General features: G+C 57.1%; 21 protein-coding genes and 1 riboswitch. Of the genes, 4 read left to right on the forward strand and 17 right to left on the reverse strand.

Translation table 11 applies throughout. The features are described 5' to 3' along the window. Positions 1 to 18 precede the first annotated feature (18 nt). The 4 genes from ACVWNW_RS01245 to ppgK form a co-directional block, all read right to left on the reverse strand. The gene (locus ACVWNW_RS01245) at positions 19 to 2,256 is read right to left on the reverse strand and encodes an exo-alpha-(1->6)-L-arabinopyranosidase (protein ID WP_198190956.1); all 2,238 of its coding nucleotides are present in this window, start codon (positions 2,254 to 2,256) and stop codon (positions 19 to 21) included. An 86-nt stretch (positions 2,257 to 2,342) separates the two neighbouring features. Beyond that, the gene (locus ACVWNW_RS01250; RefSeq protein ID WP_232348592.1) at positions 2,343 to 3,719 is read right to left on the reverse strand and encodes an MFS transporter; all 1,377 of its coding nucleotides are present in this window, start codon (positions 3,717 to 3,719) and stop codon (positions 2,343 to 2,345) included. Between the two features lie 131 nt (positions 3,720 to 3,850). Next, entirely contained in the window at positions 3,851 to 5,032 is a 1,182-nt protein-coding gene (locus ACVWNW_RS01255; RefSeq protein ID WP_454482564.1) for a pyridoxal phosphate-dependent aminotransferase, read from the reverse strand. Positions 5,033 to 5,080: 48 nt separating this feature from the next. Further along, complete coding sequence (ppgK, locus tag ACVWNW_RS01260) at positions 5,081 to 5,851, reverse strand: polyphosphate--glucose phosphotransferase (protein WP_110413135.1); 771 nt, start codon at positions 5,849 to 5,851, stop codon at positions 5,081 to 5,083. 173 nt (positions 5,852 to 6,024) lie between these two features. Here ppgK and ACVWNW_RS01265 point away from each other — a divergent pair, with 173 nt between their 5' ends. Both ACVWNW_RS01265 and ACVWNW_RS01270 read left to right on the forward strand, forming a co-directional pair. Continuing rightward, positions 6,025 to 6,804, forward strand: a complete 780-nt coding sequence (locus ACVWNW_RS01265; RefSeq protein WP_454482565.1) for a nitroreductase family protein — start codon at positions 6,025 to 6,027, stop codon at positions 6,802 to 6,804. Between the two features lie 52 nt (positions 6,805 to 6,856). Then, positions 6,857 to 7,630, forward strand: coding sequence for a histidine phosphatase family protein (locus tag ACVWNW_RS01270; protein ID WP_454482566.1), 774 nt, complete (start codon positions 6,857 to 6,859; stop codon positions 7,628 to 7,630). A gap of 10 nt (positions 7,631 to 7,640) precedes the next feature. Here ACVWNW_RS01270 and ACVWNW_RS01275 read toward each other — a convergent pair whose 3' ends face one another. The 7 genes from ACVWNW_RS01275 to ACVWNW_RS01305 form a co-directional block, all read right to left on the reverse strand. After that, positions 7,641 to 8,669, reverse strand: coding sequence for a glycosyltransferase (locus ACVWNW_RS01275; protein WP_454482567.1), 1,029 nt, complete (start codon positions 8,667 to 8,669; stop codon positions 7,641 to 7,643). Between the two features lie 61 nt (positions 8,670 to 8,730). Further along, complete coding sequence (locus tag ACVWNW_RS01280; RefSeq protein ID WP_454482568.1) at positions 8,731 to 10,647, reverse strand: FtsX-like permease family protein; 1,917 nt, start codon at positions 10,645 to 10,647, stop codon at positions 8,731 to 8,733. Between the two features lie 140 nt (positions 10,648 to 10,787). Continuing rightward, the gene (locus ACVWNW_RS01285) at positions 10,788 to 11,525 is read right to left on the reverse strand and encodes an ABC transporter ATP-binding protein (RefSeq protein WP_101432577.1); all 738 of its coding nucleotides are present in this window, start codon (positions 11,523 to 11,525) and stop codon (positions 10,788 to 10,790) included. Beyond that, complete coding sequence (locus ACVWNW_RS01290; protein ID WP_461196298.1) at positions 11,518 to 12,717, reverse strand: hypothetical protein; 1,200 nt, start codon at positions 12,715 to 12,717, stop codon at positions 11,518 to 11,520. Before ACVWNW_RS01290 ends, ACVWNW_RS01285 begins: the two co-directional genes overlap by 8 nt. Positions 12,718 to 12,805: 88 nt before the next feature. Then, positions 12,806 to 13,654, reverse strand: a complete 849-nt coding sequence (locus ACVWNW_RS01295) for an ABC transporter ATP-binding protein (protein ID WP_461196299.1) — start codon at positions 13,652 to 13,654, stop codon at positions 12,806 to 12,808. 43 nt (positions 13,655 to 13,697) lie between these two features. After that, on the reverse strand, positions 13,698 to 14,561 hold the full coding sequence (locus ACVWNW_RS01300) for a hypothetical protein (RefSeq protein ID WP_313835538.1): 864 nt from the start codon (positions 14,559 to 14,561) through the stop codon (positions 13,698 to 13,700). Then, a complete protein-coding gene (locus ACVWNW_RS01305; protein WP_454482574.1) occupies positions 14,548 to 15,198 on the reverse strand; it encodes an RNA polymerase sigma factor in 651 nt (216 codons plus the stop codon). Before ACVWNW_RS01305 ends, ACVWNW_RS01300 begins: the two co-directional genes overlap by 14 nt. Before the next feature lie 165 nt (positions 15,199 to 15,363). Beyond that, a riboswitch (FMN riboswitch) is annotated at positions 15,364 to 15,498 on the forward strand. Here ACVWNW_RS01305 and ACVWNW_RS01310 point away from each other — a divergent pair. Both ACVWNW_RS01310 and ACVWNW_RS01315 read left to right on the forward strand, forming a co-directional pair. Then, positions 15,483 to 16,109, forward strand: coding sequence for an ECF transporter S component (locus tag ACVWNW_RS01310; RefSeq protein WP_181415119.1), 627 nt, complete (start codon positions 15,483 to 15,485; stop codon positions 16,107 to 16,109). Its footprint overlaps the riboswitch before it by 16 nt. 33 nt (positions 16,110 to 16,142) lie before the next feature. Further along, a complete protein-coding gene (locus ACVWNW_RS01315; RefSeq protein ID WP_454482576.1) occupies positions 16,143 to 18,560 on the forward strand; it encodes an energy-coupling factor transporter ATPase in 2,418 nt (805 codons plus the stop codon). A 169-nt stretch (positions 18,561 to 18,729) separates the two neighbouring features. Here the strand turns inward: ACVWNW_RS01315 and ACVWNW_RS01320 are convergent, their stop codons facing one another. The 6 genes from ACVWNW_RS01320 to iolB all read right to left on the reverse strand — a co-directional run bounded on the left by ACVWNW_RS01320 (position 18,730) and on the right by iolB (position 24,693). After that, positions 18,730 to 19,794 carry a Gfo/Idh/MocA family oxidoreductase gene (locus ACVWNW_RS01320; protein ID WP_454482578.1) on the reverse strand — a complete coding sequence of 355 codons (1,065 nt, stop codon included), beginning with the start codon at positions 19,792 to 19,794 and terminating at the stop codon, positions 18,730 to 18,732. A gap of 49 nt (positions 19,795 to 19,843) precedes the next feature. Next, positions 19,844 to 20,743 (reverse strand): myo-inosose-2 dehydratase, encoded by a 900-nt coding sequence (gene iolE / locus ACVWNW_RS01325; protein ID WP_046323821.1) that lies wholly within the window; start codon positions 20,741 to 20,743, stop codon positions 19,844 to 19,846. A 30-nt stretch (positions 20,744 to 20,773) separates the two neighbouring features. Then, a complete protein-coding gene (locus tag ACVWNW_RS01330) occupies positions 20,774 to 21,661 on the reverse strand; it encodes a sugar phosphate isomerase/epimerase family protein (RefSeq protein WP_454482579.1) in 888 nt (295 codons plus the stop codon). Positions 21,662 to 21,737: 76 nt separating this feature from the next. Then, the gene (locus ACVWNW_RS01335; protein WP_046323108.1) at positions 21,738 to 22,607 is read right to left on the reverse strand and encodes a sugar phosphate isomerase/epimerase family protein; all 870 of its coding nucleotides are present in this window, start codon (positions 22,605 to 22,607) and stop codon (positions 21,738 to 21,740) included. Between the two features lie 27 nt (positions 22,608 to 22,634). Further along, positions 22,635 to 23,687 (reverse strand): 3-isopropylmalate dehydrogenase, encoded by a 1,053-nt coding sequence (locus ACVWNW_RS01340; RefSeq protein ID WP_454482582.1) that lies wholly within the window; start codon positions 23,685 to 23,687, stop codon positions 22,635 to 22,637. A 118-nt stretch (positions 23,688 to 23,805) separates the two neighbouring features. Further along, a complete protein-coding gene (gene iolB, locus ACVWNW_RS01345) occupies positions 23,806 to 24,693 on the reverse strand; it encodes a 5-deoxy-glucuronate isomerase (RefSeq protein ID WP_454482584.1) in 888 nt (295 codons plus the stop codon). Positions 24,694 to 24,728: the final 35 nt, after the last annotated feature.

The following is a 24,728-nucleotide window of genomic DNA, read 5'->3' on the forward strand; positions in this document are numbered from 1 at the left end:
GCCCAGCCGACAGTGATGTCAGGAGTCCAGGCCCTGCTGCTTGAGGACTTGGTGATACCGGTCGACCATGTCAGCCACGATGCCATTGCCATCGCCGCCTGACAAGGTGATGACCGATGCCAGAGGCATGGTATCGAAAAGCTGAGCCGTGTTGGGATCGTCAGGCAGCGGTATGCCATCCTTATCGATACGATCGCGCAAGATGGGCCCGCCAATCGAATTCTCGCGCCACTCGGCCATAGTCGATTCGGCATTCAGCGGAATGAACCTGCCGTCGCCATCCACCTGCAGGTCCTCTTCTGCAACCAGATCTCGGCTAGAAGTACCCACCTGGATGCGGTAAGTGCCCGCCTCCACATGCCAGGCATCCATAGCCGTGGACCAGTAGGCGAAGTCGCGCTCGGTCAGGTCCATGCTCACCCGGCTGGACTGTCCGGCTTTCAGGAAGACCTTGGTGAAGGCCTTGAGCTCATGGCTGGGCCGATTCACCCGGCTGGCGCAGGGGGCCACGTAAACCTGCACGGTCTGAGCGCCGTCCACCTGCGAGGTGTTGGTCACAGTCACCTCCACCCGAGCCGAGTTGGCGCCGGTTTTGGTCACCGTTACCTGATCCAGGTCAAAGTCGGCATAGGACAGCCCGAATCCGAAGGGGAAGGCCACCGGGCGCTGGAAGGTGTCGTAGTATCGGTATCCCACGTAGACACCCTCGCCATAACGGGAGTGACCCTCCTCGCCGGGGAAGGATGTAATGGTGGGGTTGTCCTCCAGCCTAACCGGAATGGTTTCAGGCAGATGGCCCGACGGGTTGGCAGCACCAGTCAGCACGTCCACCACCGCGCGTCCACCCTCCTGGCCCAGCAGCCAGGTCTCCAGCAGGCCCTTGGTCTTGTCCATCCAGTCGGCAACCGTCACCACTGCTCCATTGGAGAGGACGGCGACCACCCGGTCGTTGACCTCGGAGACAGCCTTGAGCAGAGCCACCTGCTTGTCAGGAAGATCCATGCTGGTGCGGTCAAAGCCCTCGGACTCGGCATCTTCAGGCAACCCCAGGAAGAGCACAACAGTATCGGCTCCGCGCGCAACATCAAGCGCCTGCTGGGTCAGAGCAGGATCCTGCTCCTTGTCATCAAAGGTGAACCCGGGAGCGAAGTCCACATTCGTGCCAACCTCTTTGAAGCCATCCAGAGCCGAGGAGACCTCGGTCGGCGTGATGTGCGAGGAACCCCCACCCTGATAGCGCGGAGTCCGTGCAAATTCACCAATGACAGCGACCTTCTCTTTCGGATCAAGGGGCAGAATCCGGTCCTCGTTGCGCAAGAGGACAATGGACTCCTGGGCAGCCCGACGAGCCATGTTGTTGTGCTCCTGAACATCGTAACGATATCCCTGGTGAGACATGGCCGGACGTGCCTTGTCAATCAGATCCAGAATCCCCTGTGCCATCCGGTCCAGCTGCTCCTTGTCAAGCTGGCCGGCCTGCACAGCCTGGACCACCTGGTCATCAGTGCGGGAGGGCGGCATCTCCAGGTTGAGTCCGGCCTGCAGAGCGTTGACCCTGTTGTGGACGGCCCCCCAATCGGACATGACCATGCCCTGGTAGCCCCACTCGCCGCGCAGAACGTCCGTCAGGAGCCAGCGATTCTCTGAGCTGAAGACCCCATTGATCTTGTTGTAAGCGCACATAATGGTCCAGGGCTTGGCATTCCTGACCACGTATTCAAAGGCCGGCAGGTAGATCTCGCGCAGGGTGCGTGCGTCCACGTCAGAGCTGACCCTGAGCCGGTCGGTCTCCTGGTTGTTTGCTGCAAAATGCTTCAGAGAGGTTCCCACTCCCTTTGACTGGACCCCCTCGACCAAACCTGCGGCTTCATGCCCGGCCAGCACAGGATCCTCCGAGTAAAACTCGAAGTTGCGGCCACCCAGAGGGCTGCGCTTGATGTTGATGCCGGGGCCCAAAATCACGGCCACCTTCTCCTGGATGCACTCCTCGCCCATGGCTTGGCCCACCTGGTAGGTCAGATCGGGGTTCCAGGAGGAGGCCAGCCCCGCAGTCGGGGGAAAGCAGGTGGCCGGGACCGATCCGTAGACGTCGGAGCCAGTGGCTTTGCGCAAGCCATATGGACCGTCTGTGATCATATAGCCTTCATAGCCCTTGTCAGGCAGCCCCTGCAGGTGCCAGGAGTCCGACCCCGAGGTCAGTGAGGCCTCCTCTTGCAGCTCCAGATCCTTGGCTTTGGTATGTGATTCTTCTGTCATGTCTTTTTCCCTTTCATGTCTTTTTCTTTCGGGTTCGATTGACCGGACCGCTGCTCAGCACAGCTCCGGATTACAGGTTTTCAGACTCACTTGACCTTGCGGATCATCATGATGAATACGGTTCCCACCAGCAGACAAACGATAGCGACCGGGAAGATCATCCTGTAGCCTCCGAAGAGGCCAATGACCAAAGTCGTGCACCCGGGGGCGATCACCTGGCCGATTGTATTGGCCAGGTTGAGGATGCCCAGGTCCTTGCCGGCTTCCTTGGCATTCGGCAGCACATCGACGTTCAGCGCCTGGTCGACTGACATATAGCAACCGTTGCCGATTCCAGCCAGAGCAGCATAGAAGTACATGCCCGTGGCGGTTGGCATCAGGAAGGGGAAGAGTATGCCGACGGCGAGAATCAGGCAGCTGGTGGCTACGATCACCTTCCGCCTGTGCAGGAAGTCCGAGAGCGGGCCCGATACAACGGAGGCCAAAATGGTGGTCACAACCGAGATCAAGGCCATGATCTTGAGTGTGGATGCGGCCTGGGCATCGCTCAGGTGGCAGTACTTCTGCAGTATGTAAAGCTGGTAGCCCTGAATCATGAAGCAGCCGACGACGAAAGTGAACCTGCCCAGAAGCGCCAGGTAGAAGTCGCGGCAATTCTTAGTGGGAGGTATGAAGGACCGGCCGACATCCGCCCAGGTTCGTTCCACGACCGTGTTGGCAGCCGACTTCTCCCGGGGCCAGATCAGCACGGTGAGAATACCGGAGAAGAGGAAGATGATCATGGCGACTACCAGGCCGGTATGGATGTTGGCTATGAACGAGCTACCAATGATAGTCCCCAACTGCTGGCCGACCACCTGGCTAGCTCCATACAGCGCAGAATAGGTTCCCCTGGTCGACTCAGGAATCCTGTCGGAGAGGACCGCCACGGCCGGGGCTATCAGGCAGTTGATGCCCACCTGCACAATGCACCAGCCGAAGATGATCATGGGAAGTGTATGGGACTGGATGACCAGTAGGAAGCCAAGTGCGCCGATGATACCGCCCAGCACGATCCAAGGAGTGCGTTTGCCGACTCGGAACCTGGACATGTCTGAAAGAGCGCCGAAAACAACGTTGGCCACCAAGGCGAACACACAGCCGATCGAATTCATTGTCCCCAGAGCAGCTTCAGCGCTGACACCATGCAGGGAATTGAAAATCTGAGGCAGGAGAACCCCAGACCCCATGGTAAAGGGCGCAGCCCAAAGCAGGGATACCAGGACGAAGCCAATGGCAAAACGGAACTTCTCCGCGTTGTTGAGCCTTCTACCCGTATCTGGAGCCAGGTTCGCATCCACCCCCTGTCCGGCGACAGCGCTTCCAGTCTCGTCTACAGAGGCCATGGCCTTGATGTCTCCCCTGACTCGAGCACCGACCCCCTCAGTTGGATTTCCCCTTCGATCCTTATTTTCGTCTACCATAGTTATCACTCCTTCGTGTGCAGCCTTGCAATCAGTGGCTCATCATTGAGCCGTGCCAATCTCCCCCTTCCATAACCGACAATTGTTCAGAACTTATTATCGGAGCAAACCAGGCAAGAGGAGGGTTATAATCACAATATTTTTTCTACAGCTGAGACGACTGCGTCCACATTTCGGCGGAATCGCAAGGATTCCGGCAGAAGAGACAGGGCCAGATATCCGTTGCTTGGCATGTCGAAAAAGTATCCGGGTTGGCCGGTCAACCCGTAGGACCCAATCAGGAGAAGAATCAGCTCCTCCTCATCGATGACCTCGGGAAAACGCAGCAGAACGTTCCAACCGCCCTCAGGCCTGAGCAGGGAGACGCAGGACCCCTTTTGGTCCAATGTCTGTCTGAGGATTTCGAGATTGCCCCTGACACGCTCCCCCACACGACTGGTCTGGCCGGGAATATCCGAGAGCATGGATTCCATATCCCTAGTGATCAGAAGGCTCATGGGCAGGTAATCGTCGGCTATCATGTCAAGATGGCGTTTGGCCTCGGCAACCTGGTCGGCTGGCCCGGAAACCTGAATCCAGCCCACCTTGGCATGGGGAGCTGCCAGGCTCTTCGAGAACCCGTCCAGGGCGAAGGTCAACATCCTATCCTCCCCAGCCAGTCGTGCGCGGCCCGGCAGAGGATCCAAGGGATAGTCAAAAAAGACCTCATCAGCAATGATGGCCACCCCATGCCGCTGGCAGAGTTCCAGCAGCGACTGGCGTTCTTCTGGATGAATGTAGGACCCCGTGGGATTGTTGGGGTTGATAAGGACCAAGGCGCGGATGCGGTCGCTCTCAGGCCCCTCCAAGCCCTCTCTGACCGTGGCCAGGTCCAGGACCCAGGACCCGTCGTAGGCCAGGCGGTATGGAATTGTTCGGACACATTCCAGACCGGCGATGGATTCGATCAGTGGATATCCGGGCCGGGGCTCCAGAATGGCATCACCCGGGTCGCAGAGGAGCTTCATCAGCCAGGAATAGGCCTGAGATGTGGAAGAGAGCAGGTAGAGGTTATCAGGATCAACCGCAATACCACGATCCTTGCCGTACAAACCCTGACGCCTGGTCAGAAACTCAGCCAGAGCCTGCCGAGCCTTACGAGGCCCCCTCGGTTCGGCCTCGTAGACCTGAGGCAGAAATGCCGGGGCCAGTCCGAAACGGGTGGGATTGGAATCATTCAGCCTGCCCAACTTGAGACCATGGGCTCGTGCTTCTGACTCGGCCAGAGCTATGCGATTGGGGCGGTCAGACCCGGTGCGGTGAGAAAAATGCATGATTTTTCAGCTCCTCATCCGATCCAGCAGCCGCCTAAACGCCCTGCTTCACCCCAGGTGCTTTTGCCGAAGGTCAGCCAGATAGGCGGCTCCCACAATGCCGGCCTGGTTGCGCAGCTTGGCAGCCACAATAGGGGTCTTGATGTCGATGTGGGGCAAGAACTTCTCGCTCATCCTGCTGACTCCACCACCAACAACGAAGAAGTCAGGGTTGAAGTAGTGCTCAAGCAAGCGGTAGTACTTGGTCAGACGATTGGCCCACTTCTTATAACTCAGCTTCTTGCGGTCACGCACCGATGATGCTGCGTACTTCTCTGCGTCCTTGCCGTCCAGCGTCAGATGGCCCAGCTCGCTGTTGGGAATCAGAACGCCGTTATAAATCAGCGCCGTGCCGATGCCAGTGCCCAGTGTGGTGGCGATGACCAGACCCTTCTGGCCCTTGGCAGCCCCGTACTGCACCTCGGCAAGCCCGGCCGCATCCGCGTCGTTGACAACGCTGACGGGTCTACCGCAGGCCTTGGAAAGAACCTCTTGGACATTAGTACCGACCCAGGCCTGGTCCAGGTTGGCCATGAAATCCAGCGGCTTGTCAGGCTTGACAGGGGCCGGGAAGGCGATGCCCACAGGCACATCCGACGGAACTTCAAAACGGTCCAATAGCTCCTTTACAACAACCCCCACAGCCTCTGGCGTGGAGTGCTCCGGGGTCAAAATCTTCTTGCGCGGCTCTGCAAAATCGCCGATCGTCAGGTCAACAGGGGCAGCCTTGATGCCGGATCCACCAATATCCACTCCGAAAGCCTGCGCTGTTTCAATCATTGCTGCTCCTTAGCTGATCAAAGATGAGGGTCCGAACCGGCACGGTAGCGATTGTACCCCAAGCCATGCCTCTGCAACTCGTAGGAGCGGCATGAGCCGGACCAGGGTCAGGCTGTTTCGCTGGCACTGTGCTACAAACTGCAGGAAGAAGAATTGAGTGGAATAATAAGGCTATGACCGAACACACACAGCTCATTGATGCAGTTAACGTGCGCATCACTACCAGAGAATACGATCCTAAGCCTATCGATCCCGACCTCGCCAGGCAGCTCGGCAGCACCTTGAACGCTCTGAATACGCTCAGCGGTCTGGACATGCAACTGGTCCTAGGCAAACCGGACGCCTTCGCTGCCGACAATGCCTCCGGCCACCTGGCCAATGCGGCCAACTACCTTGCCCTGGTCGGACCCAAGGATGATCAGGAGAGCCTGGAAAAAGCCGGCTTTTATGGCGAGCGCATGGTTCTTGCCGCTACCCTGTACGGACTGGGGACAGGATGGGTGTCAGGCAGCTGGGACCGTCAGTTAGCCGAGCGCCACTGCCGGATCACCCCTAGCCAAACGCTCTATCTGGTGGTCACCATCGGCTATCCGGCCGACCAGGTCGGCTACGGCAACCAGGACTTCGACAAGCTTTGCCAACGTCAGAGCGAGCATCGAACCTCCAAGAGCTATGAGGAGCTAACTTCTTCCATGAGCGCGCAGGACCGGCAGGAGGCTCCGGAATGGTTCAAGGCCGGCGTGGCTGCCGCCGCCAAGGCGCCTTCGGCCATGAACGGACAGCCCGTGGTTTTTGCCTGGGACAAGAACACGGGCGATGCAATCGCCACTCTGGACCCCTCAGTCGCCTACGGCTCCGCAGTGGATCTGGGCATAGCCAAAATGAATTTCCAGATCGGATCCGGCGGCGGCACATGGACCTGGGGCGATGGAGGCCGTTTCATCAGGTCCTGACCGGGGCTGTATCCCAGTGCCCCGGCAAGGGGACCGTGTAGGGTGATGGACTATGAACAATGGAGCATCATCATCCCAGTCCACCACCGAACCGAGCATTGAAGCGGGTTCAACAACCCTTTACCTGACCCGTCACGGCAGAACGACGGCCAATGTCATGCATCTGATGCAGGGCTGGTCCGATTTCCCTCTCACCCGGCAAGGCCGTGAGGACGTGCGCCAGTTCGGTCGGGGTCTGCGGTCCATTCGCTTCCGGGCAGCCTGGAGCGGCAATCTGAGTCGTCAGTATGAAACGGCCCGCCTGGCCCTTGATATGTCCGGCAATGGAGACCTGCGCGTGGGCGTGGACCCTGACCTGCGCGAGGATAATTTCGGAAGTTTTGAGGGCCGGGACGAGCGCACCACTTTGGACCAAGTCTGCACAGCCATGGGGTTCGAGAACTTCGCTGCAGCCAAGGCAGCCTACGGCAGGAACATCTGCGTCCATATGCAGGACACCTTCCACCGGCTGGATGCCCAGGACATCCTATCCGCCGGTCTGGAGGAACAGGATCGGGCTGAGACCACGGCCCAGGTCCGCAGCAGAATGATTGCGGTATTGACGCGAATCGCCCAGTCCGCCATCGAAGAGGGCGGCGGGCCTGTCCTGGTAGTCTCATCAGGCATGTGCCTGCAACAGTTCCTGACAGCCATCGACGACCACTGCACCATCCCTGACATGGACAACACCGCGGTGACCAAGGTCGTCTATGGGGATGATGGCTTCCACCTGGCGGGACCAGTCAGTTCCATGGAGTACTTCCAGGCAGGAAGTCAAGAAAAGTAGCAGGCAGAATTTATTCAAGCTCGTTGCGTTTCCCGGTTGACTGGCCCTTGAGGGGCTCCATGGGCCTCCAGTCGGGATCATGCAATATCTGGCGCGAATCCACCCATCCCTTCAGGATGGCAGGAATACCAGTCATGATGTGACTGCGATCAACAGCCAGAAGGCGAATGACTTCCTTAAGAGCTGTTGCCAGGGTTCCTAGGGCGAAGGCCAGGGGCCGATAGTCCCCATGAACCATGAAATACCTGGCCATAAAGCCCCGGTTGCGCATGATGTGGTAACGATTCATATCCGATGTGGAATTGAGCTGGCGCACACCAGCGATGTTCCAATTGGCGATGTTGCGAGTCCGACGCATGACTACATCGGAGACCACCACAGGCTGTGTGACCTTGGATGCCAAATACCCATAGATGGTGTCATCCCAATAGATAAAGAAGCGCGGGTCAGGCAGACCGATTTGCTCCACAATCTGCCGCGAGAAGAAGCCTCCTTCAAAGCACATGGTGTTCATAGGCCGGCAGCCCGATGGGCCGAACTCCCCCGGTGCAATCGGGTCTGGAATGCCCAAGGCGGTCAGAAAATGATACTGCCAATAGAAGGGGCCGCCATCATAATCCAGCCGAGAACCCTGCACCACCTGATAGCGGTCACTCCACTTAGCGAGTAGGTCAAGTCCTTCAGGTTCCACTGCAACGTCATCATCCATGACCCAGAACCATTTGGCGCCAAGCTCGTATGCCTTGCGCACACCGGCGGAAAATCCACCTGAGCCGCCACCATTGTGGTCCTGCGGAAGATAAACGACACGATCCTGATTGCCGGAGCCGTCGATGATGGTCCTGCCCCAACGGCCTGTCACACGTTCAGAAAACTGCTCGACCATGGTTCTCGTGTCTGCCGAATTCTCGTTATCCACCACCACGATCCGCCAGGGGGCCTGGGTGAGCTGGAGGATGGAGTCGAACAGGCCTGTCAGCAATTCCTGACGCTTATAGGTTACGACGACCATAGCCGCCTTATTCAAGGTCTTTCCCATGCTCTCCATTGTGACACCGCCCCGCAACTTTGCTTAATGAAGCAAAATCCTCCTAGTAGGTTCAGCCTTCTTCCGCCTTCCTGGATCGCAGGCTGCACACCCAGGATGTGAACACCGCCACCAGCAGCAGAACCACAGTCACCAGAAGGAACCGGCCGACGGGCACAGGGGTCAGAGCCATAGACATGCCAGCCTGGACAAAACTCAAGGCAATACAGCCCTCGACAATGGCGATCCCCAGCAGCGCCATCACTGCACCGCCGGCCACATCGGTCAGTGTCTCCATCACTCCCGACCAGGCTATTGACCTCCAGGCCACCCCGATCTGATTGAGCCGCTGGTTCTGCCGCTTGCGCTCCCAAGCCGAAATGGCGATGGACTGCATCATGAAAATTAGGGCAAGAACGGTCCCGCCGACGATCATGACCGTCATGGCCGTCTGCCCGGACAGGCCTCGTTGAATGAAGTCATCTATATACTCCTGCCTGGTCTGCACCGCGAAATCGCCCTGAAGGCCACTCTTCAGACGGGATGTAATCCCGTGCGCATCTGTTGGATTGACAGCCGATATGGGAATGATCGTATGTGCGTCTTCACCCAATTGAGGCAGGTCATCCTCCGCCGTCAGAAACAGAGGATAGTTATTGCCTGCAGATAGTTCTGGAATGCCCTCAGGCGACTGAACAAGGGCAACGACCCGCACCTCATGCGGTTGATCATGGCGATCAAGAAGACGAACGGTATCGCCTATGGAATAGGAGGAATCCTGATTCACAGCGACGCGGTCTGAACCGAGATCAGACGAATTCCCTTGGACAAAGGAGAAATGAATGCTCGGCGAACTCTGAACTTTCTGACCCTGCAATTGCTCGGCAGGTTCCCATACCACCGTTGCCGTCTGGCCCGGTGATCCTTCCATAGCCCATTGCTGAGTCTGGTAGGTAACAAAGTCTCGAACCTCAGGCATCCCACCGATCAGATCGGATGGGTTGCGGTTTTGGGCATCCGAATCAAGGGAAGTAACCATAACATCGGCCTTCAGCGGATATAGGCTCAGAACCGCCCCTCCGATGGAGCCAGCCTGCATGGCTGCCACAAGGGAAATGACGATGGTCAGGATCATCATGGCGGGGAGGGCTATAGCGGTTGAGCCTGCGCTCTCCTTTCGAGCACGCTGCAGGGCCAGAAGACCTGGCCCCCCGGCCACCTTCGCCGGGATCAGACCAATGACTGACACAGTCAGGACAACCAGGATCGGAGCCGCCAAATAGACCGTAGTGATGACAAGAACGACCTCGAGCATAATACGCAGGTCCAGGGTCATAGAAGGCAGTGGGGCGAACCCGACCACCAAGGTCAGGATCAGGAAGACCAGGGCTGTCGAAGAACGAATCCATCCGATCCGCTTGGTTTTGTCACTGGTCTCCGTCATGAGCTGGAGCGGAGCTGCCCCGCCCACCTTGCGCATAGCCATCCATACTCCCAACAGGCAGGCGACCATCATCATGATGAAGGTGACAACTGCAATGGAAGGTCGAATCCGAGGTGTGAAAACCATGCCACTGTCGCTGAACTCGGCAGAGCGCGCGTAAAACCGTCCAACTGGTATGGTCAGGAGAGATCCGACCAGGCAGCCAATGAGATTCGAGAGGGCCAGGGGGATCGAGAATTCCAAGATACCTATGATCAGGATCCTCCTGCGTGAGGCTCCGTTCAACCGCATCATTGCATACTCGCGTCGGCGTTCCTGAATCAGAAAAGTGACCGACGAGAGGACCAAAAAGACCGACACCAGCAGGCAGCAAGCCAGCGCCGGAATAGTGACCATGGAGAGATTTGAATAAGGTACCTTGGATTGGAGACGCTGGTAGGTGTTCAACCTATTCAGATCGCCGATATTGTCAAAGGACTTTCCCGCTTGGTAGACCTGCATGGTCGAAGAGGTCAGCAGGGATGCCAGGAAGGTGGATAGACCCATGACCGCGTACGATGCTCGATGCTTCCTGATCAGGGACAAGACCAAGGAGAACAGGGTCGGTCGACTGATCGAGGAGAATACATGCAGGGAATCCCGTCCGGGAACTTCTCCTCTTCCTGCTTGGCCTTTACCCGCATGCATCATCGTCCTACCCCCTGGCCGACCTGAGTCATGCTGGTCAGGTGAGTGGACAGCTGCTCGGCCGTATATCCTTGGCATATCGAATGCACTGTGCCGTCCACCAAGAAGACCGTGCGCTGCGCCCAGGCCGCCACATTGGGGTCATGGGTCACCATGAGCACGGTCCGTCCGCTCTCCACCAAGGTCGAAAGGGCATCCAGAACCATTTCCGAGCTGCGCGTATCCAGTGCCCCGGTGGGCTCGTCCGCGAAAATCATATCTGGCTGGGCGACCAGCGCTCTGGCAATGGCCACGCGTTGCCTTTGACCGCCAGATATGTCAGACGGATATTGCTGCGCATACCCATCTAGACCCAAAATCTTCAAGGCCTGCAGCGATTGGGCGACACCAACTTTGGGACCGCCGAAGAGCTGGGGCAGCATGACGTTCTGCAAGCAGGTGAAGGCCTCGACCAGGTTGTAATCCTGAAAAACGAAACCGATATGGTCGCGGCGCATCCTGGTTAGGGCGGACTCCTTCATCCTGGCTATGTTCTGGCCGGCTATCTCGACCGATCCCTGCTGTACTGGCAAGAGCCCTGAGGCGCAATAAAGCAAGGTGGTTTTCCCCGCTCCGGAAGGACCCATAACTGCGGTCCAAGATCCTGTCGAGCATTCCAGGCCGACTTGGTCTATTCCAGCTTCACCAGCCTTGTAATGGAAGGATACCCCCTCCATTTTCAGTGGCAGTTCATTCATTGATCTTCCTTTCATTCAGATCGCCTAGGCAACAAAGCTTTCTGGCCGACCACCAGCAAAGACAAAGGGTCAAAACCAGCAGTCCCAGGATTAGGTAGAGCTCAATGCCGGGCAATGGCACAATCCGAGTCACCACACTGCCAATACAGCATGGATCCACGAGAAGCCAGGCGACAAAGACATGAACGGCCAGCAACACCACCGGGACTGCAAGCAAGACCAAGCGTGTGTAGGTCCTGCAGTGCATGGAAATCCAGAGAACCAAGAGAAAAACAAGAAAGGCGGACCCCAGGCAGAGCAATACGAACACAGCCAGATACTCCCCCAAGGACCAGGTGAACCAAGGCAATGCATGTCCATCAAAAACCGAAAGATCCTGCAAACCCGCGATCTTGGGCACCCACATCAGGAATGATCCCGCTGCCACCATGAGCATCATCAGCAGGCCCGCACAGACCATGGCGAACACCTGCAGCCCAGGCAAGATGCGTCCGGTCCGTGTCGTCAACTGCGTCTGCCGGACCCCATGGACCTGGTCTTTAACAAGGCGTGGGGCCACGACAACCAAGGCTGCCAGAAGCGGGACCATATAAACTGAAAGTCTGAAGTTGCTCTGAGTGTAGTCCAGTAATTCAGGAGCGGCCAGGCCCATACCCGCCCTACACTGTCCACTTAAGATGTCAAGCCGCTTCGTCACCGATTCGGGCAGTTCGATGCCATTACTACCGCCCTTACGCAACTGTTTCTCAGCTCTTGCGGTCAGGGCTTCCCGGTTGCATCCACGATAGGCATCCATGACATCATGGCAATGAACAAGCCGACGATAGCTAGGCAAGGCATTGATGCGGCCGGTCAGTTTGCCCCGGTCTGTATTCAGTACTGAAGGATTTGTCCAGCGCGAGCTCTCGACCGAATCGACCAGGTCCCTGGCCGACTGATAATTCTTGACGCCCAGTTGAACAGCCTGAGGACCAAGTGCCATCAGATCTTTGGATACCACCGGTTCAAGTCTGTCAGCCTCACGCTTGAATCCAGTAATGGTGGACTGACTGACATACGGTCCGTAGCTAGCTAGGTCATGATGGGCTTCGTCAGTGGGAATTTGGTCGTACATAGCTAGATTCATACAGAAAACGAATCCAAGAGACAGACTGAGCACCACCCAAAAAGAGGTACCCAGAAGGTGCCGCATCTCGTTCCTGATCACCATCCATCTCATTGAAGACATCCCTGGCAAGAAATAAGATTGCGAGCCCGATTCGGCGGGGTATGCTGCATCGCTACTCCTCGTCCCCGTAGATCACCAGGAAGGCATCCTCCAATTTGGCAGGAACAGCCTGGCCCTGGGACGGCGGCTCATGTGAGTAAATTCTGAGCCGGGTCGCATCCCCATCCAGCTCGTCCTCAAGGAGCAGCTGCCCCTGCCCTAAGCGATAATCCGCAGGAACCAGGAATATTTTGCCTTCCAGCCAGCGGCTTATCTGCCTTGGGGACTGGTTGCAGCAGATCTGCCCATCCTTGAGCATGATGACCCGGTCGGCGATGGTCTCCAGGTCAGAGACGATATGAGTGGACAGGATAACGATCCGGTCGCGCGAAAGAGCATGGACCAGGTTGCGGAAGCGGACACGTTCCCGTGGATCCAAACCAGCGGTCGGCTCGTCCAAAATCATCAGTTCCGGGTCGTTGATCATGGCCTGTGCCAGCCCCACGCGCTGAATCATGCCCCCAGAGAGCGTCTTCATCTTCTGCTTACCCTGGTCTTTAAGCCCCACGGTCTTCAGGAGATCTTTCGCCAGGGGCTTGGCCCGTTTCCGGCCGATCCCCTGAAGGGCTGCTATGTACATCAAAAAATCTTCAGCGCTGTAGTCTGGGTAATAGCCGAATTTTTGGGGCAGATACCCCAAGAGGCCGCGATAGTCCTCGTCCATAACCATGATGTCCTGCCCATTCCAAGTGATGTTTCCCGAATCCGGGCGGATCAGGGTGGCGATCATTTGGATCAGCGTGGTCTTGCCTGCTCCGTTAGGCGCGAGAAGCCCATGGACGCCGGTTCCAATGGAGAGGCTCAGATCGTTGATAACCCGCTTGTTCCTGAAGCTCTTTGACACATGGTCCAAGTGCAGCACGAAACTCACCGTCCTTTCACACTAAACATGTAAGATTCCGCCCTCATGCCGTCGCCAGTCTTTTCATATGCCATGCTCGCTTTGACAGAGGTGACCCTACGCAGCGTCCATGCAGAACAAGCAGGAAGATCGTCAGAAGAACAAGGCCCGTCGCTAGGCTCAGCGCCGGCGGAATAGAGACAAGGATGGGGGCGGTGGCGAATCGAGTCAGATAAAGAATCATACCGAGCACGATCCAGAGTCCCAAAACCAGACAGATGGACAGTTCTCCATGCATATGCTCCTCTACCCAGATCTGTGCCAGGGAAAAGAGAAAGAGGGAGGAGAAGCTGATCCCCAAAAGGGTCATGGTGGACAGCCCCGGATTGGTCGTCCACGCCAGCAAGACCGTGGCCAAGGATGAAATCATCATGCTGACCATGCCGAACAGAAGCATCCTGACTGCGGCTATCTGACGGAATGACCACCTGCAAGTTCTGATCAGATTCAGGGTATTCAGGTTCCGTTCCTTGAGCACGACCAAAAGGTGCACCACCAGGAAAAGAGCAGGCGAACAGACGAATATGGGGACAACCAGACCGAAGGTTCTATCGACTCTGCTGGGCCAAGCAGTCTTCATGAAGGAGCCAAAGACGGTCGCCCAAACCGCCGCCGTCAGAATCAGGCCGATAAAGACGCAGTCCCAGAGGCCAAAGAGCAGGTTTCTCAGGCCTAGGGAACGGACCATGGCTACAAGGGTCCAGATCAGCCCAGGACGTCTTCCCATCCCTTTGCGTACAATTGTTTTTATGGATCGCTCGCGCATCCTGGAACTGCCGATCTGTGATTCAGCAAAATCATCGCGCTCAAGGTCGCTACCCTGAAGAGCCGCCAGAATGGGACGGATATCAGGTTCAGACCGATTCATGACCAAACTCCTTCCTCAAATTGTCCAAAAGTCGGTAATACCGAGCCTTGACCGTGTTTTCAGGCTCTCCGCAGGCCTCGGCAATCTGCGCGAACCCATAGCCGGCATACAGATGGAGACGCAAAACTTCCTGCGCCGGGACCGGGGCTTGTGAGATCTTGTCTTCAATCCGACCAACTAGGTCGTCCTTGAAGGTCTGGTCGGCGGGGTCGTCATGTTGATCGTGGCCGGATGCCACAAATACTTGTGCCTCCTGCCGCTGCCGCCTGCGACGGATCCGCCAGTAGTCAATAACCTTGTAGGTTGCGATGCGGTGGATCCAGGTACGGAAGCTGGACTTGTGCGAATCGTAGCTGCCCAAAGACCGCAGAATGGCAACAAAGGCATCCTGGGCAAGGTTCAGCGACTCCTCCTTATCGCCTACTTGAGCTCGGATGTAGGCCAGGATGTCGTCGTAGTACTTGCGAACTAGGTCATCGGCTGCGCGAAAGGATCTAGTTGACAGTATGTTTCTGATCCATTCCAGGTCCTCTGCCTGGGATTGGCCACCATCAGCGTCTCCGTCACTGGTTTGTCTGACCAAGGCCGGATGTATAGCTTCATCCGTAGGCAGCAGATGGTCACCCATCCTCGCCATGCTCCAGCCTCCTTGCAGCATTGTGAACTTTCGACAACCTCATATTCGTTGTGCAGGCTGCAATAGTTGCATGGAAGGCGGTTTTATTTCCTTCCTGGCGTGTCTAGAAATGCACTAGCAGTGAGAAAGAATTGACCATTCCAAGGACCGCAGCTATATTGAAATCGTCAGTTTCAGGGAAGGTGAAAGTCCTTACTGGCGGTATCCGGCTGAATGCCGGGAGCCCGCGACCCGCGCAAGCGGTGGATATCGGTTCAAGTCCGAAGCCAACGGTTACAGTCCGGATGGAAGAAACGAGGCTCTCTATGAGCATGCCCAATTCTCATTCACACACCACTGCAAACAAGGACACGCGCTTCAACGATGTCCACTCCACAGGTGCAGGCGGTTCAGGACGCTGGTCGACAAAGCGGATCGCGGTCTACGCGCTCTTCGTAGCCCTGGCCATGGTTCTGAGCTTCTTCTCCTTCCCGATCTTTCCTGCCGCCCCTTGGCTCAAATACGACCCTTCAGGCATCGTCGTCCTGGTATGCGGCTTCGCCTTCGGTCCGGCGGCTGCAGCAATCATCTCCATACTGGGATTCGTCCCGCACCTGTTCACCAACCCCTTCGGCGCTCTGATCTCGATGATCGTGGCCTTGGCCCTGAGCGTGCCGGCGGCCCTTGTCTATCGCAGGATGCACAGCCGTAAGGGAGCGGTCATCGGGATTGTCTCCGGTGCCATTCTGGGCGTGGTTGCAGCCATCCTGTGCAACGTAGTGATCACCCCCTTCTACGCGCACATGTCCATGGCCAAGGTCGTCGCCATGATCGTGCCGATCCTTCTACCCTTCAACCTGATGAAGTTCGCCATCCACGGCGTGGTCACCTTCCTGATTTACAAGCCCATCTCCACGCTGATCAACAAGTAGGCCACGGCGATTCGGAGCGTCATGGCAGCATCCATGACCCAATCCGCAATCCCCGATTCAGCGGATTCGAAGGCGATAGTCGCCCGTCTCAGCCAGGTCTCCTTCTCCTATGACGGAGGCCAGAACTGGGCCTTGGACCATCTGTCCATGGAAGTGCATGCAGGCGAGCATCTGTGCATCCTGGGAGCGAATGGTTCCGGCAAATCCACGCTGGGAAGCGTCCTCTCAGGTGCGACGGCACCTGACCATGGTCAGGTCGAGCTTATGGGCCAGACGGTCTGTTCAGATACCCCGAATCAAGGCCGACGGATCGACGCTGGAGCCTACCGGCAGGCACGTCGGCGCATCGGCATGGTCTTCCAAAACCCCGAGGACCAGATTGTGACCACAGTCGTCCAGGACGACGTGGCTTTTGGACCCGAGAATCTGAGCATGCCCCGTCAAAAGATGCTTTCCTGCGTGCCAGCAGCACTGAAGCAGGTGGATCTGCAGACGCGGATGAATGATGATCCCACCCGCATGTCTGGCGGACAGCAGCAACGATTGGCCTTGGCCGGCAGCCTGGCCATGAATCCAGGCATGATGGTGCTGGATGAACCTGGCGCCATGCTTGATGCTGCCGGCCGGCAGGGGATTCAATCAATCCTTTGTCAGCTGACAGCCCAGGGCACGGCCGTCGTCCACATCACCCACCTGCTCGAGCAGGCCAGGCAGGCTGATCGAGTCCTCGTGCTTGACCATGGGTGCATCGTCGCATGCGGAAGTCCGAACCAGATTCTGAACAGACAGGATCTGCCTGCCCTTGTTGGCGAACCTGACCCAATTCCGCTGACCCAAAGCGGGGCGTCAAATACGGGTCCCAAGACCACGGTCGGCAACCACGCTATTCCCATGGTCAAGTTGTCGGATGTCTCTTACAGTTTCCCGGATGCAGACAGCAAAGCCCTTAGCCATGTGAATCTGGAGCTCGCGGCAGGACAGACCCTGGCCATTATCGGGCGCAACGGATCCGGCAAGTCCACCCTGGCCAGGCTCATCTGTGCCCTGGCCGCTCCCGACAGCGGATCCATACGGGTGACCGGCCTGCCCTTGGCCGGACCCGATCGGCCCAAGGCCAAGCATCTGCGACGCCAGAATCTGAAGCTTCTGCGCCAAAGGGTCGGCTATGTCATGCAATACCCCGAACATCAACTTTTTGCGGATACCGTTGCCCAGGACATCGCCTATGGTCCGCACAACCTGGGCTATGGACCCGAGCAGGTGCAGCAGCGGGTGGATGATGCCATGAAGCTTCTGGGCATCAGTGATCTGGCCGACCGTTCCCCCTTCGACCTCTCAGGGGGTCAGCGGCGCCTAGTAGCAATTGCCGGAGTTGTAGCTTGCAGCCCGCAATTGCTGGTTTTGGACGAGGCCACCGCCAGTCTCGACCCCCAGGCCTGCGCACGCATCATGACGCTGCTTCGAGTGCTCCACCAACGTGGAGTCACCATCGTCATGAGCACCCACGCCGATCGGGAGGCCCTGAACCTGGCCGATCAGACCCTGCTCCTGGAGCATGGGGAAACACTAGCCTATGGGACTACTGCTGAAGTCGTGGAACGCTATCACCAACTGCTCGCAACAGATGCGGCGGAGAAGGAGACTACTGAAAAGAAAGCGGATCGCACTCAGGACGACCAGAGGCCCCTATCCTTGCTGGCGAGGCTGGACCCGCGAGCCAAACTGGTGACCTTCCTCCTAGCCATGTTCACCGCCTTCGCCATTTCCACGCCGGCGCAGCTTGTTCTGGCGCTGGTGGTCACTGTAGGGCTCTTTGCCGCCGCCCGGGCACCACTGCATTCCATTATGAAATCAGTCAAGGGCTTTCTGGTCCTCATGCTTCTGCTGGCCCTGTTCAATCTCTTGGTCACTCAGACCGGCCGCAGAGTGGCTGCCTGGGGTCCATTCGTGCTGACCACTGGCGGCATTTGGGTGGCTGTACTCTATGCCTGCCGCTTCATGCTGATCATTTTTCTGGGGGCGCTCCTGGTGGAGACCACCACCCCGACACAGATGACCGATGCCTGTGAATCGCTGCTGAGCCCGCTGTCCAGACTGGGCATCCACACCAATGAGATCGCGCTAGTCCTCTCACTTGCCCTCCGTTTCATCCCCACACTGGGACGTGAGGTTCAGGCCATCGTGGAAGCCCAGGCCGCCCGTGGTGGATCCATCGAGTCCGGCTCGCTCTCGCAACGCCTGCATGCTGCCATAGCTATCACGGTTCCTGTCTTCGCCGGAGCTCTGCGCCATGCCGATAACCTGAGCCGGGCCTTGGATGCCAGATGCTACGAGGGCAGCCGTCAAGAGCGCACTCACTACCGCCTGCTGCGATTGGGCAGGTTGGACTTCTTCTTTATCGCTCTCATGGCCGTCTATCTGCTGGCCCTGCCGCTGCATCCCCTGTTCTGAGCAGTCCGGCCTCGTGAGCAGAAGCACATGCCATGGTTCCTGACTCTGCCAACCGGACAAATTATGCCACTGAACAGGTTGGGTCCCCGCTGATCAGCCATCCATGCGATCAGCGGGGACCCAACCTGTTATCAGTAGGCCCGAAGGCCAAGTATTGATTGCATCTACACTATTCCTGTATGACCCTCCTGTCCTGGCTGGAAAGCATGGCCTGATCCAGGAGTTCCAGAACATGGACACTCTCAGCCAGGGGAACCGGGTTGTCGGCCTTGCCTCGGAGGAAGTCACGCCAACCTTCGTAGAATGCCGGCTGCCAGCCCCGAACGGCCGGGAGTATATGCTCCTCACCCTCCCTGTCGATATAGCAGGCAGTGGGGTCGGACATGACACCGAAGTGCGGATCATCAATCCGCATGCCTGCCTTGAGCTGGTCTTCCTCAGGGTCCTGATCGTTGATCTGCAAGGATCCCAGTGTCCCCTGAATAGTCAGTCGGGGTTGCCGGGTGGATTGCACCAGGCCACCGACAATATGCGAGATGATGCCCTGCTGATGGGTAGCAGCAATGAAGAAGTCATCAGGCACGACTGCATTTTCTCTTTGGGTGGACACTTCACCATAAATCGAGGTGACCGGGCCAAAGAGCTGCACGACCTGATCCAGAATGTGAGCGCCAAGATCAAAGAGCGCTCCTCTGGGTTGGTCATGCGTCTTCTGCTCGCGCCAGCCGGTTTCCACATTGGGGCGGAAAGAACCGTACCTGGATTCGACACGTATGATACGGCCCAGGTCCAATTCCTTCAGGTACTTGCTGGCTGTCAGGATTTCTGCATCATGGCGTCGGTTCTGGAAGGCCGCCGCAGGTGTACCGGTAGCCTGAGCCACATCAAGGATCTTGTTCGCCTCCTGACTGGAGCCGGCCACCGGCTTGTCAATGACCACAGGCTTGCCGGCCTGCATGACCCGGGTGGCAAACTCCAGGTGGGTATCGTCGGGGGTGCCTATGCTGACAGCATCGTAACGATCGATATCCTTGAAAAAATCATCGTTATTGTCATAGACCCGGGCCCGAGGATAAAGCTGGTGAACGTGGGCTGTAGCTCGCTCGTTATGAGTCACTACAGCCGACAGTTCCAGTCCTTCAGTCTGATCGATCATGTTGGCATGAAAGACCCGCCCTACAAAGCCAAAGCCTATGAGGGCAATCTTGAGATTGTGATTTTGCTCTTGTCCCATTATTTACTCCTTCCACACCCTCCCATGATTGCCATGAGACAGAAGGGACTTATACACCGAGATGCTCTCTTAAGTACCGACGTGCGGTAAGGGCGCTCTTCAGCGGGTCAGCCTTGGCTGGGTCCTGCTCGGCCTCTACCATGAACCAACCGTGGTAACCCCCATCAAGCAGGGGCTGAAGAACCTTCTTAAAGTCGGTGACCCCATCCCCTGGCACGGTGAACACACCCTCCAAGATGGCCTGGAGGAAGCTCAGCTTCTCGTCCTTGACGCGCTGAAGGACATCAGGCCGAATATCCTTCAGGTGGACGTGCCCGACCCTCGAAGCGTAACGCTTCACGATGTCAACCGGATCCTCCCCCGAAAAGAGCAAATGGCCCACATCGACCAAGAGCTTTACCTTGTCAGGGTCAGTTCCTTCCATCAGGCGGTCAATCTCGCTGGTGGTCTGCACACCCGTGCCCATGTGGTGGTGGTAGGAGATTTCCATACCGACGTCATGGGCCAGATCTCCAAATCGATCAAGACCACGGGTCAGTTGATCCCATTGCTGACTGGTATATTCAGGCTTGCCATCGAAGATCGGCGTATGCATTTGGCCCTGAATGGTATTGCCCTGTTCAGCTACATTGATCATCTTGGCACCCAAAGCGTGGAGATAGTCGCGGAAGGCGATGAAACTCCGCTCGTTCTCCTCCCAGGTTTGCGTAGTCAGATAGGCGCTGAACCAGGCACTGGCAATGCTGATCCCCCGCATCTGAAGCTGCTCCTTCAAAACCTTGGGATCCTTGGGGTACTTGTTGCCAATTTCAGTGCCTTCAAACCCGGCCAGAGCGACTTCGCTCAAGATCTGCTGATAGGGAGTTTCGCCACCCAGCTCGGGCATGTCGTCATTGGTCCAACTGATTGGAGCCATGCCCACGCGAATTGCCGTATTCTTGTTTGTCATCATTTCACCCAATCATTCGTCTGCCTGAAGCTACTTGATCATGATGGTCAGCAGGTTTTTCATGGTCTGGGCCACCATGCCCATTTCATGCTCGTTGGCCCTGTCGGAAAACATCTCGGAGCAATACCAGCCGTCATAGCCTGTGGCCTTGATCGCATCAATCCACTCCTGCAGAGGGATGCACCCGCCACCATTGACCACATTACGGTGCACATCCTGGTTAGGAACCTCTCGGCCCCTGTCAATTTCCAACCCGTCAGAGACATGGACAGCGGTGATGATCTCCGGCGGTATCTTGGCTACGTCCTCCAGCGTGTCACCGGCAGTCCAGAAGTGCCAGGTATCCACGGTGATGCCGAAGTTGTCCCGGTTGACCTTATCAACAATTTGCAGCAACTGAGAGCACCGGCTGATTGGGGCCCAGCAGAGAGGCTCCAGGTAGATGCCCAGCCCGTACTGCTTGGCGATGTCACAGGCCAGCTGAACATTGTGCGCTGTTACATCAATGGCCTCCTGCTCGCTTAAACCTAGGGGGCCACGCCAACGCGGATCGTCTGCAGCCAGCTTGCCGGCATTGTAATCCATGACTACGTTCCAATCCACTGGATCCGTGCACATTTGAACGGCTGGAGCACCGATGACCTGGGCTATCTGGCACATCCTTTCAACCTCTTTGAGGTACTCTGCCCGGTCTTCTTCAGTCCTCCTGGTGATCCCCTGAATAGCCCCCAGTCCGCTGACCGGAAAACCATCCAGAATTTCAGCTGCATCCTGGGCGGTATAGCCCTGATCAAGAAAACGGTAGAGCTTTGGGCTCTGCATCTCTATGCCGTCGAAGCCGGCCTCCTTGGCAAAGCGTACGTCATCATAGACATTGCCGTAGAAGGTGGTAGTTACGTTCATTGATAATCGTGCCATCATTGACTCCTTTGTTGTGGTGGCTCGGCGCAGGCTTTTCCTGCAACCGTGAGGCTTCCATTGAAGTTCTGGAAACCTACGCTTCCTTGATTAATTGTTCGATGGTCTGACGTTGATACACGGAAGTATCATGGGCGGTCTCGTCCTCGGCGAAGACGTTGGAGACGATCAGGGAATCCTCCCTGTCCAGGAAACCGTTGGTCTTGAGTGCCTGGAAGAGATCCTTGAAATCCACATCCCCGTCACCCACCTTCAGATGCTGGTGGACCCGTGCGTTGGTCCCTGGAGGATTGGAGATATAGCGCAAGCCGTGTGAACGGTTGTGGTCATAAGCATCGGAAATGTAGACCGAACGCAACTTGGTAGATTCCGCCTGGGTGATCTCGTGCACTGCATTCCCGTAGTGGAAGGTGTGCGAGGACACGTAGACGGAACCGACCAGGTCTGAGTTGAGGCCGCGCAGTACGCGATGCGCATCCATGCCATTTTCCACAAAATCATACGGATGGGGGTCAAAGTTGATCACAATCCCCTCCCGCTCAAGCAAGGGTAGTATCTCCTCCATGGTCGAGTAGAAGCCGGCCTCCGACTCCTCATAGCGCTCGGGGATGCCGCTGAACTCACTGTTGATGGTATGGATCCCCAAGATGGCCGCAATCTCGATTGCCCGCTTCCAATTCCGCACAGCCCACTGACGTTCCCGCTCGTCCGGCCATGAGGTCCGGTAGACGGGCAGCAGGGAGACCAGTTCGACGCCGGCGTTCTTGCAGGCCTTAGCCAGATCGTGGACCAGTTCGTCATCAGCCTTAGGGTGGGTGTAGAAGGGCAGGAAGTCATCATGCGGGGCCAACTGCATGTACCGGTAGCCTGCATCAGCCACAGCCTGCGGCAGTTCCAGCAGTTTGTAGTCGTAATAGAAGGGGGTGGGGTCAAGTGCAATCTTCATAAGTATCAGCTTCTTCCTTTTGCCCGCTTACAGGCGGGCGATAATATCCTGAGCAACTTCTTGCGTGGACCTTGACCTGCTTGCATTGGCAGCAACGTCTTCTTCCACGGCCCGCTGGATGCGTTCAGCAGCCTGGTCATACCCGAAGTGCTCCAGCAGCATGGCTCCAGACAGGATCGAGGCTGTCGGATTGGCGATCCCCTTGCCAGCGATGTCAGGCGCTGAACCGTGAATGGGCTCGAACATCGAGGGGTGTTCGTCAGTGACGTTGATATTGGCTGAGGCCGAGTATCCAATGCCGCCAACCACGGCCCCCGCCTCATCGGTGAGCACGTCGCCAAAGAGGTTGTCGGTGACGATGACGTCGAATCGCGAAGGATCCGTCACCAGAAAGATTGTGCAGGCGTCCGCATGCAGATAGTCCCAGGTCACATCGGGGTACTCCTGCGCCACCTTATCCATGATGTCGAGCCAGAGGGCACCGGCATGGGGCAGGACATTGGTCTTGTTGACCATGGTCACATTGCGCTTGCCTCCACGCTTACGCGCTAAATCAAAGGCATAACGTACCGCCCGCTCGACGCCGAAAGCCGTGTTGAGGGAGGTCTCGGTCGCGATGGCCTGGTCAGTGCCCCGACGAATATATCCTCCCATTCCGGAGTAGAGGCCTTCAGTCCCCTCCCTAACCACAGCGAAGTCGATCTGTCCTGGATTCTTCAGCGGCGAGCTCACCCCTGGATAGAGTTTGGTCGGTCTCAGGTTGACGGCCTGGTCGAAGCTGAACCTGAGTTTGAGCAGGAGGCCGCGCTCCAGAATCCCTGAACGCACACGTGGGTCGCCCACAGCCCCCAGCAGGATGGCATCCTGCTGCCCGATGGATTCCAGATCCTCATCATTGAGCAGGGTGCCATCGCGCAGATAGCGTTCTGCTCCCAGGTCATAGTCCACATAATTCAGCCTTACCTGGTTGCCGACAGCCTTGCCCATGACCGCCTGTGTCTGCGGGGTAACCTCTTTGCCGATGCCATCTCCCGGGATAACAGCTATATTGATTGTCTTCCGTACGTCATTGTCCGCCATATGCTCAACCTATCATTATCATTTTCTAGTGTAACTAATCAATATTCATAAGTAAACTGTGAGAATCCTGAAGAATTCTATGAGATAATTTCATATAGTGAATCCTTATTCTCAGAATTTACTTTTGTTCCTCCATAGGGAGACGCGGATCAAGGGGGAGCGATTCTACCGCCCGGTAGACCCAGTCCTGTCCCGGGTCAATGGTGACCTTCCAGTCACGCTCTCCACCTCCCGCCATGACATTGAGATAGTAGAGGTCGAAGCCAGGGGCTGCAATGGAGGGGCCGTGCCAGCCGTACGGTATCAAGACCGTGTCACCCGGCTGTATCTGAGTGAGGATATCAAGTGGCCTGTCGTCCGAGGCAGACGCACCCTGATAGCCAAAGGGCCTCACCCCCTCTGGAGCCCCCGGCAGGGGCTGCATGTCGAAGTAGTATATTTCCTCCAAAGCAGTCTCATCCGGACCGGCCTGATCATGCTTATGCACCGGGTAGGAGGACCAGGACCCGCTTGGGGTGATGACTTCACAGACCAGAAGGCGTTCGGCCTGGATATTATCCATCATTCCAAAGTTCCTGGCTTCGCGGGAGATAGGCCCATTGCCGCGCAGGGCGACGTCAACATCCTGCGCTGGAACAAGCTGGTCCGGGAAATGGGTTGTGGCAGGCGCCGAGGCAACCGCCACCCGGCCAGCCTGGACTGCTCGAATGGTCAAGGGGCTGTCACAGCCGATATAGACCGTATCTGTGGGGGTGCTAAACACGTCATGACGACCACGAAGGTGATAGGTACCCCTGGGAGAGGTCACATCATAGGAACCGCTCAAGGGCACCACCATACGTTCCCAGGCTCCGGCAGGCAGACTCACCTGCTCCCCCTGGTTCAGCCTAGCAACCTGCAGACCCGCATATTGCCAGCCCGATACCGCCTGGCTGTCCTGGGCACCCAGAGAAACTTCCCAGTCTCGCTGTGATGCACTTCCCTTGGGGTATACCCATCGTGTCATATTCATCCCTCCATTGTCTTTTCGCCTATATCGGC

This window comes from Bifidobacterium sp. JNUCC 75 (assembly GCF_054819865.1).

Bases quoted from the DNA above. Each gene is read 5' to 3' on its own strand.
- ACVWNW_RS01245 (WP_198190956.1), bottom strand. From the start codon at position 2,256: ATGACAGAAGAATCACATACCAAAGCCAAGGATCTGGAGCTGCAAGAG.
- ACVWNW_RS01250 (WP_232348592.1), bottom strand. From the start codon at position 3,719: ATGGTAGACGAAAATAAGGATCGAAGGGGAAATCCAACTGAGGGGGTC.
- ACVWNW_RS01255 (WP_454482564.1), bottom strand. From the start codon at position 5,032: ATGCATTTTTCTCACCGCACCGGGTCTGACCGCCCCAATCGCATAGCT.
- ppgK (WP_110413135.1), bottom strand. From the start codon at position 5,851: ATGATTGAAACAGCGCAGGCTTTCGGAGTGGATATTGGTGGATCCGGC.
- ACVWNW_RS01265 (WP_454482565.1), top strand. From the start codon at position 6,025: ATGACCGAACACACACAGCTCATTGATGCAGTTAACGTGCGCATCACT.
- ACVWNW_RS01270 (WP_454482566.1), top strand. From the start codon at position 6,857: ATGAACAATGGAGCATCATCATCCCAGTCCACCACCGAACCGAGCATT.
- ACVWNW_RS01275 (WP_454482567.1), bottom strand. From the start codon at position 8,669: ATGGGAAAGACCTTGAATAAGGCGGCTATGGTCGTCGTAACCTATAAG.
- ACVWNW_RS01280 (WP_454482568.1), bottom strand. From the start codon at position 10,647: ATGGGTCTATCCACCTTCCTGGCATCCCTGCTGACCTCTTCGACCATG.
- ACVWNW_RS01285 (WP_101432577.1), bottom strand. From the start codon at position 11,525: ATGAATGAACTGCCACTGAAAATGGAGGGGGTATCCTTCCATTACAAG.
- ACVWNW_RS01290 (WP_461196298.1), bottom strand. From the start codon at position 12,717: ATGCGGCACCTTCTGGGTACCTCTTTTTGGGTGGTGCTCAGTCTGTCT.
- ACVWNW_RS01300 (WP_313835538.1), bottom strand. From the start codon at position 14,561: ATGAATCGGTCTGAACCTGATATCCGTCCCATTCTGGCGGCTCTTCAG.
- ACVWNW_RS01305 (WP_454482574.1), bottom strand. From the start codon at position 15,198: ATGGCGAGGATGGGTGACCATCTGCTGCCTACGGATGAAGCTATACAT.
- ACVWNW_RS01310 (WP_181415119.1), top strand. From the start codon at position 15,483: ATGGAAGAAACGAGGCTCTCTATGAGCATGCCCAATTCTCATTCACAC.
- ACVWNW_RS01315 (WP_454482576.1), top strand. From the start codon at position 16,143: ATGACCCAATCCGCAATCCCCGATTCAGCGGATTCGAAGGCGATAGTC.
- ACVWNW_RS01320 (WP_454482578.1), bottom strand. From the start codon at position 19,794: ATGGGACAAGAGCAAAATCACAATCTCAAGATTGCCCTCATAGGCTTT.
- iolE (WP_046323821.1), bottom strand. From the start codon at position 20,743: ATGACAAACAAGAATACGGCAATTCGCGTGGGCATGGCTCCAATCAGT.
- ACVWNW_RS01330 (WP_454482579.1), bottom strand. From the start codon at position 21,661: ATGGCACGATTATCAATGAACGTAACTACCACCTTCTACGGCAATGTC.
- ACVWNW_RS01335 (WP_046323108.1), bottom strand. From the start codon at position 22,607: ATGAAGATTGCACTTGACCCCACCCCCTTCTATTACGACTACAAACTG.
- ACVWNW_RS01340 (WP_454482582.1), bottom strand. From the start codon at position 23,687: ATGGCGGACAATGACGTACGGAAGACAATCAATATAGCTGTTATCCCG.
- iolB (WP_454482584.1), bottom strand. From the start codon at position 24,693: ATGACACGATGGGTATACCCCAAGGGAAGTGCATCACAGCGAGACTGG.